We start from the raw sequence: 17,885 nt of genomic DNA on the forward strand, positions 1-17,885 counted from the left end.
CATCGCCCAGGCGGCGGTCATCGTGCGCGAGGACACCGCCGGTGACCAGCGCATCGTCGCCTACGTGGTCGCCGACGCCGAGACCGAACCCGACCTCGACGCCGTGCGAAGCGGCGCCGCCGAACAACTGCCCGCCTACATGGTTCCGGCCGCGCTGGTGCGGCTCGAGTGGATCCCGCTCACGGTCAACGGCAAGCTCGACCGCCGTGCCCTGCCCGCCCCGGCGGTGCAGGCGCGCGCCTTCCGCGCCCCGGTCACGCCGGTGCAGGAAACCGTGGCCTCGGTGTTCGCCGACGTGCTCGGCCTCGACCGGGTCGGCGCCGACGACGACTTCTTCGACCTCGGCGGCAACTCGCTGATCGCCACCCGCGTGGTCGCCCGCATCGGCGCCGCGCTCGGTGCGACGGTGCCCGTGCGTGCCCTGTTCGAAGCGTCGACCGTGGAAGCCCTTGCGGCCCGGGTGGAATCGCACACCGGCGGCACCGCCCGCGCGGCGCTCGTCGCCCGTGAGCGCGCCGACGGCGAACTGGTCCCGCTGTCGTTCGCCCAGCAGCGGATGTGGTTCCTCAACAAGTACGACACCACCTCCTCGGCCTACAACCTGCCCGTCGCGATCCGCCTCACCGGCGACCTCGACGTCGAGGCGCTGTCGCTGGCGCTGGCCGACCTCGTGCGCAGGCACGAATCGCTGCGCACCCGCTACCCCGAGCACGGCGGCACGCCGGTGCAGCAAGTGGTTGCGGCCGAACGTATTTCGCTGGATCTGCGCCCGGTCACCGTCGCTGCCGACCAGCTTTTCGAGACAGTCACCGAGTTCGTCTCCACCGGATTCGATGTGGCGGAAGAAGTTCCGTTGCGCGCCCGATTGTTCCGCGTCGCGCCCGGGAACGACGGTGCACCCGCGAACGGCGTCGCGTCCACGCGCGACGGTGCGAGCGCGGCCCAGCTCGCCGGTTCCGGTGCGGCCGCCGAGCACGTGCTCGTCGTGGTGGTCCACCACATCGCCGCCGACGGCTTCTCCATCGCCCCGCTGACCCGCGACGTGATGCTGGCCTACACAGCCCGCGCACAGGGCACCGCGCCCGGCTGGGCGCCGCTGCCGGTGCAGTACGCCGACTTCGCTGTTTGGCAGCGCGCGGTGCTCGGCGCCGAGGACGACGCCGATTCGCTGATGGCGCGTCAGGTGGCCTACTGGCAGCGTCAGCTCGCCGGTGTCCCCGACGAACTCACCCTGCCTTTCGACCGCCCGCGTCCGGCCATCGCCTCGCTGCGTGGCGCGTCGGTGCACCGCGAGCTCCCGCCCGAGCTGATCGCCCGCCTCGACGAGGTGGCCCGCCGTCAGGGTGCCTCGCTGTTCATGGTCATGCACACCGCGCTCGCGGTGCTGCTGGCCCGGCTGTCCGGCTCCGACGACATCGCCATCGGCACCCCCATCGCGGGCCGTGGTGAGCAGGCCCTCGACGACCTCGTCGGCATGTTCGTCAACACCCTGGTGCTGCGCACCGGTGTGCGTCCGGGCGAGTCGTTCACCGACCTGCTCGAGCAGGCCCGCAAGACCGACCTCGACGCCTACGGCAATGCCGACGTGCCGTTCGAGCGCCTGGTCGAACTGCTCGCACCCGAGCGGTCGCAGGCCCGCAACCCGCTGTTCCAGGTGATGCTGGCCTTCCAGAACCTGGACCGCACCACCCTGGAACTGCCCGGTCTCGCCGTGTCGGCGCTCGACCTCGACGAGAGCGTCGCCCGCTTCGACCTCCAGTTCACCCTGTCCGAGCTGGGCGAACCCGGCCACGGCGGGATGGCGCTGGCACTGAACTACGCCACCGAACTGTTCGACGAGGCGACGGTCGACACCATCGCGACCCGCTGGGAACGCGTGCTCGAGGCCGTGGCCGCCGACGCCTCGGTGACCATCGGCGCGATCGACGTGCTCGACGCCGCCGAACGGGCCGACCTGGTGTTCCGGGTCGGCGCACCGCCGGTGCCCGCCCGCACCCTGCGCAGCCTCCTCGCCGACGCCGCCGCGGCGAACCCGACCGGCGATGCCGTCGTGTTCAAGGGGACGACTCTGTCCTACGCCGAACTCGACGAACGTTCGAACCGCTTGGCGCGCTTGCTGATCGAGCAGGGCATCGGTGCCGAGGACCTCGTCGCCATCGGTGTCCCGCGCTCGGCCGACTCGGTGCTCGCCGCCTGGGCCGTCGCCAAGACCGGCGCCGCCTTCGTCCCGGTCGACCCGACCTATCCCGCCGACCGCATCGCCCATATGATCACCGACTCGGGTTCGCCGCTCGGCATCACCGTCGCGTCGGTGCTCGGCGGGCTCCCCGACATCACCTCCGCTCTCACTTCGGCCGCACAGGCCGGTGGCGCCGCCACCGCGGGCACCGCTGCCGACGGGAAGTCGGCGGCCGGCTGGCTCGTGCTCGACGAGCTCGACCTCGATCGCTTCGACGGCGGCCCGATCGCCGACGACGAGTTGGTCCGGGCGACCACGCCCGAGCAGCCCGCTTACGTCATCTACACCTCCGGTTCCACCGGTGTGCCCAAGGGCGTCGTGGTCACCCATGCGGGTCTCGCCAACTTCGGCGAGGAGCAGGCGCAGCGCTACCAGCTCGACTCGTCCACGCGGGCACTACATTTCGCGTCGCCCTCGTTCGACGCGTCGATCCTGGAGCTGCTGCTCGCCCTGGCGCGCGGTGGTGCGCTGGTGGTCGTCCCGCCGGGTGTGTACGGCGGCGACGAACTGTCCGAACTGATCCGCGCCGAGCGGGTCACCCACGCCTTCATCACCCCCGCCGCCCTGGCGACCTTCGACCCGAGCGGCCTGGATTCGCTGCGGGTGCTGGTCGCCGGTGGTGAGGCGGTGCCCGCCGATCTGGTGTCGAAGTGGGCGGTTCCGTTGGCGGACGGCACAATCCGCGCCTTCCACAACGGCTACGGTCCGACCGAGACCACGATCATGACGAACATCAGCGATGCGCTGGTGCCGGGCGAGCTGGTCACCATCGGTGGCCCCACGCGCGGCATGCGCTCGCTGATCCTGGACGCCCAGCTCCAGCCCGTTCCGGTGGGTGTCGCGGGTGAGCTGTACCTGTCGGGCATCCAGCTGGCGCGCGGCTATCACGCCCGCCCCGGCCTGACCGCCGACCGGTTCGTCGCCGACCCGTTCGTGCCGGGGGAGCGGATGTACCGCACCGGTGACGTCGTGCGCTGGACGTCGGAACGCACCGTCGAGTACGTCGGCCGCTCCGACTTCCAGGTGAAGATCCGCGGCTTCCGTATCGAACTGGGTGAGATCGACTCCGCACTCGCCTCGCACGACACGGTCGACTTCGCCGTCACCCTCGGCCACAAGAGCACCGCGGGCGCCGTCTCGCTGGTGTCGTATGTCGTTGCCGCGCCGGGCCGTTCGATCGACGTGGCCGCCCTCACCGCGCACGTCGAGGAACGCCTGCCCGCCTACATGGTTCCGTCGTCGATCATGGTGATCGACCGGGTGCCGCTCACCCCGGTCGGCAAGCTCGATCGCAAGGCGCTGCCGGAGCCGGTGTTCGCCACCGAGGTCTCCTTCCGGGCCGCGCGCACCCCGATCGAGCAGACCATCGCCGAGGTGTTCGCCGAGGTCCTCGGCGTGGAGCGCGTCGGTGTCGACGACTCGTTCTTCGCCCTCGGCGGTGACTCGATCGTCTCCATCCAGCTCGTCTCCCGGGCCAAGGCCCGCGGCGTGCTGTTCACCCCGCGCCACGTGTTCGAGCAGCGCACCGTCGCGGGCCTGGCCTCGGTGGCCGAAACCGCCGATGTCGCAGCGGCTTCCGCGGTGACCCTGGCCGAACTGCCCGGTGGCGGCGTCGGTGAGATGCCGTTGACCCCGGTGGTTCGGTTCATGGCCGAGCGGTCGGGTTCGTTCGACCGGTTCAACCAGACCATGGCCCTCGAGCTGCCCGTCGGCATCGACCGGGCGGGGATCGCGGCCACCGTCGGCGCGGTCGTCGACCGCCACGACATGCTGCGCTCGCGTCTGCACCAGGTCGACGGCCGCTGGGTCGTCACCACGGCGCCCACGGGAACCGTCGATGCGGACACCCTGATCGATCACAGCACCTTCGACGCGAACATCTCCGACGCCGAGCTGTTCGAGATCGCCTCGGCCGCACTCGATTCGAGCCTGGACCGGCTCGATCCCGCCGCCGGAGTCGTCGTGCGCTTCGTGTGGCTGGAGCCCACCGAGCCGGCAACCCCGACCATCTCGCTGCCCGGCACCGCGTCGGCTGGTGGCGCGACCTCGTCCGCCGATACCGAGAACAAGTCCGCGCGCCGGGCCGGCCGACTGATCGTGGTGGCCCACCACCTCGTCGTCGACGGTGTGTCGTGGCGAATCCTGGTGCCCGACTTCGTCTCCGCCTGGGGTCAGCTGTCCTCGGGCCAGCAGCCGGAGTTGGTCGCACCCGCCACGTCCATGCGCGCTTGGGCGCACGCTCTGGCCGACGAGGCGCGCAACCCCGACCGCCTCGCCGAGCTCGACTTCTGGCGTGAGGTCGTGGCGACGCCCGATCCGCTGCTCACCGAGCGGCCGATGAACCCGGCCGTCGACGTGTCCGGTGTGATCGAGAAGCTGCCGGTCGAGGTGTCCGCCGACGTCACCAAGGCCCTGCTCACCACCGTGCCCGCCCTGTTCCACGGTGGCGTGAACGACGGTCTGCTCACCGCGCTCGCCCTGGCCGCCGCCAAGTGGCGCACCCGTCGCGTCCCCGGCAAGTCCGACGATTCGAACGACGCCCTGCTGGTGCGCCTGGAAGGACATGGTCGCGAGGAAGAGGTCGCGCCCGGTGCCGACCTGTCCCGCACGGTCGGCTGGTTCACCGCGATCTTCCCGGTGCGCCTCGACCTCACCGGCATCGATCTCGACGCCGCCCTGGCCGGTGGTCCGGCGATCGGCCAGGCCGTGAAGGCGGTCAAGGAACAGCTGCTCTCGGTGCCCGACAAGGGCATCGGGTACGGCCTGCTGCGGTACATGAACGCCGACACCGCCGCCGAACTGCCCACCGAGCTGCCCGGCCAGATCAGCTTCAACTACCTCGGCCGGGTCGCCGACAGCGACGTCCCCGACGCGCTGCGTGGTTTCGGCTGGATCCCGGCCTCGGAGCTGGCCTCCCTGGGAGGGGCCTACGACGCCGACATGCCCGCGATGGCACCGCTGGATGTCAACGCGATCGTCGTCGGCGACAAGCTCAGCGCCAATATCGGTTACCCGAGCACCCTGCTCGGCGAGGCCGAGGTCCGCGAATTCGCCGACCTGTGGGTCGCCGCGCTGGAAGCCGTTGCCCGGCATGCCAATTCCGCCGGTGCGGGCGGCCACACGCCGTCCGACTTCGCGCTCGTGCGCGCCACCCAGCGCGATATCGACGTCTGGGAGCGGCGCTACCCGGAGCTGACCCAGGTGTGGCCGCTGGCCGCGCTGCAGGCCGGTCTGTTCTTCCACGCCCGCCTCGCCGCGAGCTCGGTGGACGTCTACACCGCCCAGGCGGTCCTGACGCTCACCGGTCATGTCGACGCCACCCGTCTGCGCGCCGCCGCCCAGGCCCTGCTCGACCGGCACGAGACCCTGCGCACCGCGTTCGTCACCGATCACGACGGCAACGCCGTGCAGATCGTCCTCGACAACGCCCGCGTGGCCTGGGCCGAACACGACCGCACCGAAACCGGCGAGTTCGCCGACCTCGTCGAGGCCGACCGCAACGCCCGCTTCGACCTGGCCGAGCCGCCGCTCATCCGCTTCACCCTGATCCAGGTGGGTGAGCACGAATGGCGTTTCGTGGTGGCCAACCACCACATCCTGCTCGACGGCTGGTCGATGCCGCTGGTGATGCGCGACCTGCTCGCGCTCTACGCCCTGCACGGCGACGCGAGCGCGCTGCCCGCCGTCCGCTCCTACCGCCACTTCCTGGAATGGGTTTCCCAGCAGGATCATTCGGCCTCCGTTGCCGTCTGGTCCGACGCGCTGCGCGGGGTCACCGAGCCCACGCTGCTCGCCCGCCCGGACGCGAGCCGCGAGATCACCGCCCTGTCGGACGAGTACCTGTTCGACCTGGACGAGATCACCACCGGCCGCCTGGTCGCGCTGGCCGCCGACCTCGGCGTCACCCCGAACACGGTGCTGCAGGTGGCCTGGTCGATCGTGCTCGGCCGGATGACCGGTCGCGACGACGTGCTGTTCGGCACCACCGTCTCCGGTCGTCCCGCGCAGCTGTCGGGCGTGGAGTCGATGGTCGGTCTGTTCATCAACACCGTGCCGGTGCGCGTCCGTTTCGACGCGGCCGAATCGGTGCGCGAGGTGCTGACCCGCACCCAGGGCGAGCAGGCCGACCTGCTCGACCACCATTACATCGGCCTGGCCGAGATCCAGTCGGCCGCCGGGATCGGTGGCCTGTTCGACTCGCTGGTGGTCTTCGAGTCCTACCCGGTCGACGCCGAGGGCATCAAGGCCCAGGCCGCCGACATCGACGGCATGGCCGTCACCGGTCTGGATGCCGCCGACGCCACCCACTACCCGCTCTCGCTCATCGCTCAGCTCGACACCCAGCTGCGCATCCGCGCCGGCTATCTGAGCGACCTGTTCGACGCCGCCACCGTGCACCGCATCGCCGAGCGCCTGATCCGGGTGCTCACCGCGATCACCGCCGAACCGACGGTGGCCGTGGGCGATATCGAACTGCTCGACGCCGCCGAACGCGCACTCGTCGTGCGCGAGTGGAACGCCACCGCGCACGAGGTGGATCAGCGCGCCACCCTCGTGTCGATGTTCGAGGCGCAGCTGGCCCGCACCCCGCAGGCCACCGCCCTCACCTTCGAGGGGACGAGTCTGTCCTACGCCGAGTTCGCGGCCCAGGTGTATCGCCTGGCCCGGTGGCTCGTGGACCGTGGTGTCGGCCCGGAAACCTATGTGGCCCTTGGCATGCGCCGCTCGCTCGACCTGGTCGTCGGCATGTACGCGGTGAGCGTGGCCGGTGGCGCCTATGTGCCGCTGGACCCCGATCATCCGGCCGAGCGCACGGAATACATTCTCGCGACGGCGGATCCGGTGTGTGTGCTCACCTCGGGCACCGATCTGGAGATCGACACCGCGCAGGTCCGGATCGACCTGCTCGACCTGTCGGGTTACGCCGACACCCGCCTCGCCGACGCCGAACGCACCTCCCCGCTGCGTCCGTCGAACACCGCGTACGTGATCTTTACGTCGGGTTCGACGGGCCGCCCGAAGGGTGTGGCGGTCAGCCATGGCGCGATCGTCAACCGCCTCGTGTGGATGCAGGCGCAGTACGGCCTGACCTCCGACGATGTGGTGCTGCAGAAGACGCCTGCCACGTTCGACGTGTCGGTGTGGGAGTTCTTCTGGCCCTTGCAGATCGGGGCGCGGCTGGTCGTCGCCAAGCCCGACGGTCATCGTGATCCGGCCTACCTGGCCGAGATCATCGCGGCCGAGGGTGTCACCGTCACCCACTTCGTGCCGTCGATGCTCGCGGTGTTCGTCGCGGATGCCGCTGCCGCGCAGTGTGATTCGCTGCGCATGGTGTTCGCCTCCGGTGAGGCGCTGCCGCCCAAGCCCGCCCACCGCCTGCGCGAACTCACCGGTGCGGCACTGCACAACCTGTACGGCCCCACCGAGGCCGCGGTCGACGTCACCTTCCACGAGGTCGTCGACACCGACATCGACACCGTGCCGATCGGTGCCCCGGTGTTCAACACCCAGGTCTACGTCCTCGACGCGCGCCTGCGGCCCGTCCCGGTCGGTGTCGCGGGTGAGCTCTACCTCGCGGGCACCCAGCTGGCGCGCGGCTATGTCGCCCGCCCGGATCTCACCGCGGACCGCTTCGTCGCCGACCCGTTCGGCACCGACGGCGCGCGCATGTACCGCACCGGTGACCTCGTCGCCTGGACCGAGCAGGGCGAGCTGGAGTACCTGGGCCGCACCGACTTCCAGGTGAAGCTGCGCGGTCTGCGCATCGAGCTCGGCGAGATCGAGTCCGCGCTCACCGGCCTCGACGAGGTCGCCCAGTCGGTGGTGGTGGTCCGCAGCGACCAGCACACCGGCGACCAGCTGGTGGCCTACGTGATCCCCGCCGTCGGCCGCACCGTCGACATCGAGGACGCGCGCGAGGAACTGGGCAACAACCTGCCCGCCTACATGGTGCCGTCGGTGATCATCGTCCTCGACGAGTTCCCGCTCAACGCCTCCGGCAAGCTCGACCGCAAGGCCCTGCCGGCCCCGGTGTTCGAGGCCGCGGTGTTCCGCGCGCCGACCACGCCGGTCGAGGAGATCGTCGCCGCCACCTTCGCCGATGTGCTCGGCCTGGACCGGGTCGGCCTCGACGACGACTTCTTCGCTCTCGGCGGCAACTCGCTGACCGCCACCCAGGTCGCGGCCCGGCTCTCGGCCGCCCTGGAATCCGATATCGGCGTGCGCGAACTGTTCGAGGCGTCCACGGTCGCCGCGCTGGCCGCGCGGGCCGAGACGCATTCCGGTGACGAGCGGCGCGCCCCGCTTGTCCCGCAGCAGCGCCCCGCGCGGGTGCCGCTGTCGCTGGCCCAGCAGCGCATGTGGTTCCTCAACCGCTTCGACCCCGAGTCGGCCGTCGACAACATCCCCGCCGCCGTTCGCCTGTCCGGCCTGCTCGACCGCCAGGCACTGCAGGTGGCCGTCGCCGACGTGCTCGCCCGCCACGAGTCGCTGCGCACCTACTACCCGGAGGCCGACGGCGCCGCCCACCAGGTGATCGTGGCGACCGGCAAGGTCATCCCCGACCTCGCCCCGATCGAGACCACCGAAGCCGAACTGCCGCAGCGTCTTTCGCAGCTCGTGCTCACTGCGTTCGACGTCACCGCCGAGGTGCCGTTCCGGGCCGCCCTGTTCGAGGTGAGCCCCACCGAACACGTGCTCGCCCTTGTCGTGCACCACATCTCGGCCGACGGCTTCTCCATGGGCCCGCTCACCCGCGACGTGATGACCGCCTACAGCGCCCGCGTGGAAGGCGCCGAACCGGCCTGGCGCCCCCTCGAGGTCCAGTACGCCGACTTCGCCCTCTGGCAGCGTGCCGTGCTCGGCGACGAGGACGACGCCCGATCGGTGATCGCGAGTCAGATCGCCTTCTGGAGCGAGCACCTGCGCGGTCTGCCCGAGCAGCTCGACCTGCCCGCCGACCGGCCGCGTCCGGCCGTCGCCAGCGGTCGCGGCGCCACCCACACCTTCGAGATCGACGCCCGCACCCACGCGGCGCTCGCCGAGCTGGCCCGCACCCGTGGCGCGACCCTGTTCATGGTCACGCACGCGGCCCTGGCCCTGCTGCTCTCGCGACTGTCCGGTGAGTCCGACATCGCCATCGGTACGCCCATCGCGGGCCGTGGCGAACGCGCGCTCGACGACCTGATCGGCATGTTCGTCAACACCCTCGTGCTGCGCACCGAGGTCGACGGCGCGGCCAGCTTCAGCGAGCTGCTCGCCCAGGTCCGCACGAGCGACATCGCGTCGTTCGGCCACGCCGATCTGCCGTTCGAGCGGCTGGTCGAGATCATCAACCCCGCCCGTTCGCAGGCGCGTCACCCGCTGTTCCAGGTGATGCTGGCCTTCCAGAACACCGGCCAGACCAGCCTGGAACTGCCCGGCCTCACCGCGAGCGGTGTGGAGCTGCCGATCGATGTCGCCAAGTTCGACCTGCAGGTGGTGCTCACCGAGAAGCCCGGTGACACCGCCGGAATGGTCGCCGAGCTGATCTACGCGACCGACCTGTTCGACGCGTCGACCATGAGCAGCTTCGGTGCCCGCTTCACCCGCCTGCTCAACGCCATCGCCGCCACCCCGAACCGTGCCGTGGGCGATATCCCGCTGCTGAACGCGGCCGAGGTGCAACTGGCCGTTCGTGGCTGGAACGACACCGCCCGCGAGCTGCCCGGCGCGGGTACCCTCGTCGACGAGTTCGCCCGCCAGGCCACGGCGACCCCGAACGCGGTCGCCCTCATCGACCCGGCCACCGGCGAAACCCTCACCTACGCCGAATTCGCCGCGCGCGTACACCGTTTGGCGCACCGCCTGATCGAGGCCGGTGTCGGCCCGGAACGGCTGGTCGCCCTCGGCCTGCGCCGCAGCATCGACCTGGTGATCGCGGCGTACGCGGTGCAGGAAGCCGGCGGCGGTTACGTCCCGCTCGACCTCGACCAGCCCGCCGACCGCATCGCCTACGTGCTCGAAACGGCGAACCCGGTGGTCGTGCTGACCACGACCCGGGACGGTTTCGCCCTCGACGAGCCGACCACACTGGTCATCGACGCGGTCGACCTGTCGGCCTACCCGGATGCCCCGGTCACCGATGCCGACCGCACCGCCCCGCTGCACCCGCAGCACCCGGCCTACGTCATCTTCACCTCCGGCTCGACCGGTCGCCCGAAGGGTGTGGCCGTGCCGCACTCGGCCGTGGTGAACCAGATCCGCTGGATCACCGGTGAATACGGCATCGGCGCCGACGACGTGGTGCTGTTCAAGACCCCCGCCACCTTCGACGTGTCGGTGTGGGAGCTGTTCGGTCCGCTGAGCACCGGCGGCCGGCTCGTCGTCGCGAGCCCCGACGGGCACCGCGACCCGCAGTACCTCGCCGATGTCATTGCGGTACAACGGGTCACCATGACCTCGTTCGTCCCGTCGATGCTCACCGTTTTCGCCGGCAGCATCGACGCGGCTGCGGTGGAGAGCGGAGCTCTGTCCTCACTGCGCGCCCTGCTGATCGCCGGTGAGGCCTTCACCGGCGACGCCGTCGCCGCGCTGCGGCGGGTGAGCGACGCGCAGCTGTTCAACCTGTACGGCCCCACCGAGTTCACCGTGCACGCCACGCACGGCCCGGTCGCCGATCAGGTCGACGGCGCCGTCCCGATCGGCGCGCCGGTCTGGAACGCCGAGGCCTACGTGCTCGACGCCCGCCTGCACCCGGTCCCCGCCGGTGTCGCGGGCGAGCTGTACCTGGCGGGTGACCAGTTGGCGCGCGGCTACTTCGGCCGCCCCGATCTCACCGCCGACCGCTTCGTCGCCGACCCGTTCGGCGACGACGGCGCCCGCATGTACCGCACCGGCGACCTGGTGCGCCGCGACGAGCACGGTGTGATCACCTACCTCGGCCGCACCGACTTCCAGGTGAAGCTGCGCGGTCTGCGCATCGAGCTCGGCGAGATCGAGGCCGCGCTCACCGCGCACGACACCGTCGGCCAGGCCGTGGTGATCGTGCGTTCGGATGCCCGCACCGGCGATCAGCTGGTCGGCTACGTGGTGCCCTCGGCGGGTGCGACCGTCGAAACCGAAACGCTGCGTGCGCATCTCGGTGCGCAACTGCCGTCGTACATGGTTCCGGCCGCGTTCGTCGTGCTCGACGAGATGCCGCTGAGCGCCAACGGCAAGCTCGACCGCCGCGCCCTGCCCGATCCGGTGTTCGAGGCCCGTGAGTTCCGCGCGCCGAGCACCCCGATCGAGGAGATCGTCGCCGCCACCTTCGCCGAGGTGCTCGGCCTGTCCGAGGACCAGCCGGTCGGCCGCGACGACGACTTCTTCGACCTCGGCGGCAACTCGCTCATCGCCACCCAGATCGTCGCCCGCCTCGGCGCCGCACTCGACACCCGGGTTCCGGTGCGGGTGCTGTTCGAGGCGCCGTCGGTGTCGGCGCTGGCCGCCAAGGTGGAGACCCACGCGGGCAGCGGCAGCCGCCGCGAGCTCGTCGCCGGGCCGCGCCCGGAACAGGTGCCGCTCTCGCTCGCCCAGCAGCGCATGTGGTTCCTCAACCGGTTCGACAGCGCCACCGGTGTCAACAACATCCCGCTCGCTGTCCGCCTGACCGGTGACCTCGACGTGGACGCACTGCGCCAGGCCGTGGCCGACGTGGTGGAGCGGCACGAAGTGCTGCGCACCGTCTACCCGGAAACCGCCGACGGCCAGGGTGTGCAGGTCGTGCTGCCCGCGGCCCAGGTGCCGATCACGATCGACCCGGTCACGATCGGTGAGGACGAGATCCGCGATCGCATCAGCGAACTCGTGCTCGCCGGTTTCGACGTGACCGCGCAGGTCCCGGTGCGCGCCGAACTGCTGCGCGTGGCCGGTTCCATGGACGGCTCGCACCCCGACACCCACGTGCTCGTCTTCGTGGTGCACCACATCTCCGGCGACGGCTGGTCGGTGCGTCCGCTGGCCCGCGACGTGATGATCGCCTACGCCGCCCGCTCGCGCGGCGAGGCACCGGGCTGGGCGCCGCTGCCCGTGCAGTACGCCGACTTCGCGCTGTGGCAGCGCGAAACCCTCGGCTCCGAGTCGGATCCGTCGTCGATGATCGCCCAGCAGGTGGCCTACTGGTCCACGACGCTGGCCGGGCTGCCCGACCAGCTGGATCTGCCGAGCGACCGCCCGCGCCCGGCCGTGGCCTCCAACCGCGGTGGGGTGCACGAGTTCTCGATCGACCCGGCGCTGACGCACAGCCTCAACGCGCTGGCCCGTGAACACGGCGCCAGCCTGTTCATGGTGGTGCACGCCGCGTTCGCCGCCCTGCTCGCGCGCCTGTCCAACAGCGACGACATCGCCATCGGCACCGCCGTCGCGGGCCGTGGTGAAGCGGTGCTCGACGACGCCATCGGCATGTTCGTCAACACCCTGGTGCTGCGCAGCACGGTCGACCCGGCGCAGTCGTTCGCCGAGCTGCTCGCCGCCACGCGGGAGAACGACCTGGCCGCGTTCGGCCACGCCGACCTGCCGTTCGAGCGGCTCGTCGAAATCCTCAACCCGACCCGTTCGCAGGCGCGTCACCCGCTGTTCCAGGTGATGCTGTCGTTCCAGAACACCGGCGAGGCGTCGTTCGAACTGCCCGGCCTCGAGGTCGCGGGCGTGCCGCTGGACGTGGTGACGGCCAAGTTCGATCTGCACCTGAACCTGACCGATCGCTACCGCGCCGACGGTTCCGCCGACGGCATGACCGCCGAGTTCGCCTACGCGACAGACATGTTCGATGCCGACACCATCGCGGGCCTGGCCAAGCGCCTGGTGCGGATGCTGTCGTCGGTGGTCGCGGAACCGACCCGCGCGATCGGCGACGTCGAGCTGCTGGCTCCGGTCGAATACCGCCAGGTCGTGGCCGGCTGGAATGCCACCGCGCACCCGGTCGACCAGGACGCGACCCTGGTGTCGATGTTCCAGGCACAGACCGCGACCAGTGCGAACGCGCCTGCCCTCACGTTCGAGGGGACAACTCTGTCCTACGCCGGGTTCACCGCCCAGGTGAACCGCCTGGCCCGGCATCTGATCGCCCAGGGCGTCGGCCCGGACACCATGGTCGCGCTCGGCATGCGCCGCTCGCTCGACCTGGTGATCGGCATGTACGCGGTGAGCGTGGCCGGTGGCGCCTATGTGCCGCTGGACCCCGACCACCCGGCCGAGCGCACTCACTACGTGCTCGAGACCGCCGCGCCGGTGTGCGTATTGACCACGGCCCGTGACGAATTCGACGCGGGCTCGACCACCGCGCTGCACATCGACAGCCTCGACCTGTCGGACTACTCGGATGCGCCGGTCACCGATGCCGAGCGGATCGCCCCGCTGCGTCCGTCGAACACCGCGTACGTGATCTTCACGTCGGGTTCGACCGGCCGCCCGAAGGGTGTTGCCGTGAGCCACGGCGCGATCGTGAACCGTCTGGTGTGGATGCAGGCGCAGTACGGCCTGACCGCCGACGACGTGGTGCTGCAGAAGACGCCCGCCACGTTCGATGTGTCGGTGTGGGAGTTCTTCTGGCCCTTGCAGATCGGTGCTCGACTGGTCGTCGCCAAGCCCGACGGCCACCGCGATCCGGCCTACCTGGCCGAACTCATCGCCGCCGAGAGCGTCACCACCGCGCACTTCGTGCCGTCGATGATGTCGGTGTTCGTGGCCGAACTGGCCGAGGACGACGGCCGCGCCGACAGCCTGCGCCTGGTCTTCGCCTCCGGTGAGGCGCTGCCCGCGCCGACCGCCCAGCGGATGCGCGCCCTCTCCGGTGCGGCCGTACACAACCTGTACGGCCCGACCGAGGCCGCCGTCGACGTCACCTTCCACGAGGTCACCGACGCCGACGCCACCTCGGTGCCGATCGGCGCACCGGTGTTCAACACCGAGGTGTACGTGCTGGATTCGCGCCTGCACCCGGTCCCGGTCGGTGTCGCGGGTGAACTGTATCTGGCCGGTGTGCAGCTGGCCCGCGGCTACGTGAACCGCCCGGATCTCACCGCCGACCGCTTCGTCGCCGACCCGTTCGGCATCGACGGCGCGCGCATGTACCGCACCGGTGACCTCGTCGCCTGGACCGAGCAGGGCGAGCTGGAGTACCTGGGCCGCACCGACTTCCAGGTGAAGCTGCGCGGTCTGCGCATCGAGCTCGGCGAGATCGAATCCGCGCTCACCGCACTGCCCTCGATCGCCCAGTCGGTGGTCGTGGTCCGTGGCGACGAACGCCTCGGCGACCAGCTCGTCGGCTACCTGATCCCGTCGGCCGGTTCGACCGTCGACATCGACGCGGTGCGCGCCGAACTCGGCAGCGCCCTGCCCGCGTACATGGTGCCCACCGCGTTCGTGATCCTGGACGCCTTCCCGCTCAACGCCTCCGGCAAGCTCGACCGCAAGGCGCTGCCCGCGCCGGTGTTCGAGACCAAGGTGTTCCGTGCGCCGTCCACCCCGATCGAGGAGATCGTGGCGGGCACCTTCGGCGACGTGCTCGGCGTGGCCCGCGTGGGTGCCGACGACGACTTCTTCGAACTCGGCGGCAACTCGCTGCTGGCCACCCAGGTCACCGCCCGCATCGGCGCCGCCCTGGACACCCAGCTCGCGGTCCGCGACCTGTTCGAGGCCTCGACCGTGTCGGCGCTGGCCGCCCGTGCCGAGCACAACGCCGGTTCCGGCCGCGCCCGCCCGCGCCTGAAGGCGGGGGAGCGGCCCGAGATCATCCCGCTCTCGCCTGCCCAGCAGCGCTACTGGTTCCTCAACCAGTTCGACACCTCCACCTCCGCGGTGGACAACATCCCCCTCGCCGTCCGCCTCACCGGTGACCTCGACGTGCCCGCGCTCGAGCAGGCCATCGGCGACGTGTTCGCCCGCCACGAGATGCTGCGCACCGTCTACCCGGCCTCGCCCGACGGCCCACGCCAGGTGATCCTGCCGAACTCGCAGATCAGCGCGCAGGTGCACCACATCGAGGTCGACGAGGACGAATTGCTCGACGCGGTCGTCGAATTCGCGATGACCACCTTCGACGTCACCCGCGAGGTGCCGCTCGCGGTCGCGCTGTTCGAACTGAGCGAAACCGACTACGTGCTCGCGTTCACCGTGCACCACGTGTCCGCCGACGGTTCCTCCATGGGCCCGCTGGCGCGCGACATCATGGCCGCCTACGTGGCCCGCGCGCAGGGTGAGGCGCCGCAGTGGGCGCCGCTGCCGGTGCAGTACGCCGACTACGCGCTGTGGCAGCGCGAAGTGCTCGGCGACGAATCCGACCCGGAATCGCTGGCCGCCAAGCAGGTCGCGTACTGGACCGAGGCGCTGGCAGGCCTGCCCGACCAGCTCGAACTGCCCGCCGACCGCCCGCGCCCGCCCGCGCAGTCGTTCCAGGGCAAGGCGATCCGGTTCGAGATCGACCCCGACCGGCACGCCGCCCTGCACAACCTGGCCCGCGCCAACAACGCCTCGCTGTTCATGGTCGTGCACGCCGCGCTCGCGGTGCTGCTCGCGCGCCTGTCGGGCACCGACGACATCGCCGTCGGCACCCCCATCGCGGGTCGTGGCGAGCGCGAACTCGACGACCTGATCGGCATGTTCGTCAACACCCTGGTGTTCCGCACCGCCGTCGACTCCGGCGCCTCCTTCGCCGAGCTGCTCGCCGACGTGCGCGAACGCGACCTGGAAGCCTTCGCCAATGCCGACGTGCCGTTCGAGCGGCTCGTCGAGGTGCTCAACCCGGTGCGCTCCACCGCACGCAACCCGCTGTTCCAGATCGGTCTGTCGTTCCAGAACCTGGCCGAGACCACCTTCGAACTCCCCGGTCTCACGGTGAGCCCGGTCGACTACGACTCGCAGCTGGCCAAGACCGATCTGCACGTCACCCTGTACGACCGCTACACCGACGACGGCGCACCGGCCCAGCTGGTCACCGAATTCGGTTACGCCATCGACCTGTTCGACGAGTCGACGGTGCAGAGCTTCGCCGACCGCTTCGTGCGGGTGCTCGACGCCGTCACCGCCGACGCGAGCATCCCGGTCGGTGACATCGACCTGCTCGCCGAGCCGGAGGCCGAGCGGATCGTCACCGCGTGGAACGACACCGCGCACCCGGTCGACACCGACGCCACCCTGGTTTCGCTGCTCGACGCGACTGTGGCGGCGACCCCGGACGCGATCGCGCTGGTCGTCGACGAGCCGGAATCCGACGACGCAGACACACGCGCCGCTGTCGCTTCCGGCCGAATCGTCTCCGGTCGTCGCGAGTTCACCTACGCCGAACTCGATGCCGAGGTCAACCGCCTCGCGCGGTACCTGATCGAGCGCGGGATCGGCGCCGAGGACCGGGTTGCCCTGGCCATCCGACGCTCCGCCGAGCTGATCGTCGCGATGTACGCGGTGGCCCGCACGGGCGCGGCCTACGTGCCGATCGACCCCGATCAGCCCGCCGAGCGCACCGACTACATCCTGGAAACCGCCGCCCCGGCTGTCGTACTGACCACGGCGAACGCCGAATTCGGCACGGCGGCAGCCGAAGTGGTCGTCCTGGACGACCTGGACCTGAGCGCGGTGAGCGCCGAGGCGATCACCGGGCGTTCACTCGTGCCCGCCAACACCGCGTACATCATCTTCACCTCCGGTTCCACCGGTAAGCCCAAGGGTGTCGCGGTCCCGCACGGCGCGATCGTCAACCAGTTGCTATGGGAGACGGCTGAATTCGGGATCGGTGCCGACGACGCGGTGCTGCTCAAGACCGCGGCCACCTTCGACCTGTCGGTCTGGGAGTTCTGGACCGCCGCCGTCGCCGGTGCCCGCCTGGTGGTCGCCACCGCCGACGGCCACCGCGACCCGGCCTACCTCAACGACCTGATGCGGTCCACCGGTGTCACCACGCTGCACGTGGTGCCGTCGATGCTCGACGCGTTGCTCACCGAGTCCGGTGCCGCCCTGCCGCGCACGCTGCGCCGGGTGCTCGCGATCGGTGAGGCGCTGCCCGCCTCGACCGCGCAGCGCTTCCGCACCGCCAACACGGCCGCGCTGTTCAACCTGTACGGCCCCACCGAGGCCGCGGTCTCGATCACCAGCCACGCCGTGACCGATGCCGACCAGGTGTCGGTGTCGATCGGCGGCCCGGAGTGGAACAGCCGTGTCTACGTGCTGGATTCGCGGCTGCGCCCGGTTCCGGTCGGTGTCTCCGGTGAGCTGTACCTCGCCGGTGCCCAGCTGGCCCGCGGCTACTACGGCCGCGCCGACCTGACCGCCGATCGCTTCGTCGCCGACCCGTTCTCCACCACCGGCGAACGCATGTACCGCACCGGCGACCTCGTGGCATGGAACGCCGACGGCGAACTCGACTACCGGGGCCGCACCGACTTCCAGGTGAAGATCCGCGGCTTCCGTATCGAACTCGGTGAGATCGAGGCAGCGCTGCTGCGTCAGCCGACCATCTCCGCGGCCGCCGTGCTCGCCCACACCGATCCGGTGGTCGGTGATCGCCTCGTCGCCTACGTCGTGGCCGACGCGGGCGAGATCGACAAGGTCGCGCTGCGTAACGCGCTGGCCGCCGAGCTGCCGTCCTACATGGTTCCGACCGTGTTCCTGCAGCTCGACGCCCTGCCACTGAACG

The 17,885-nt window shown here is 70.7% G+C and carries 1 protein-coding gene (cut by both window edges); it reads left to right on the forward strand.

The whole window is internal to a non-ribosomal peptide synthase/polyketide synthase gene (locus LDL21_RS02155) on the forward strand: the coding sequence, 44,196 nt in all, runs 15,620 nt past the left edge and 10,691 nt past the right edge, and what appears here is coding positions 15,621-33,505 — codons 5,207 (partial) to 11,169 (partial); the first codon wholly inside the window starts at window position 2. Both the start codon and the stop codon lie outside the window.

It is taken from the genome of Nocardia rosealba, from assembly GCF_020216065.1.
Classification (GTDB): Bacteria; Actinomycetota; Actinomycetes; order Mycobacteriales; family Mycobacteriaceae; genus Nocardia; species Nocardia rosealba.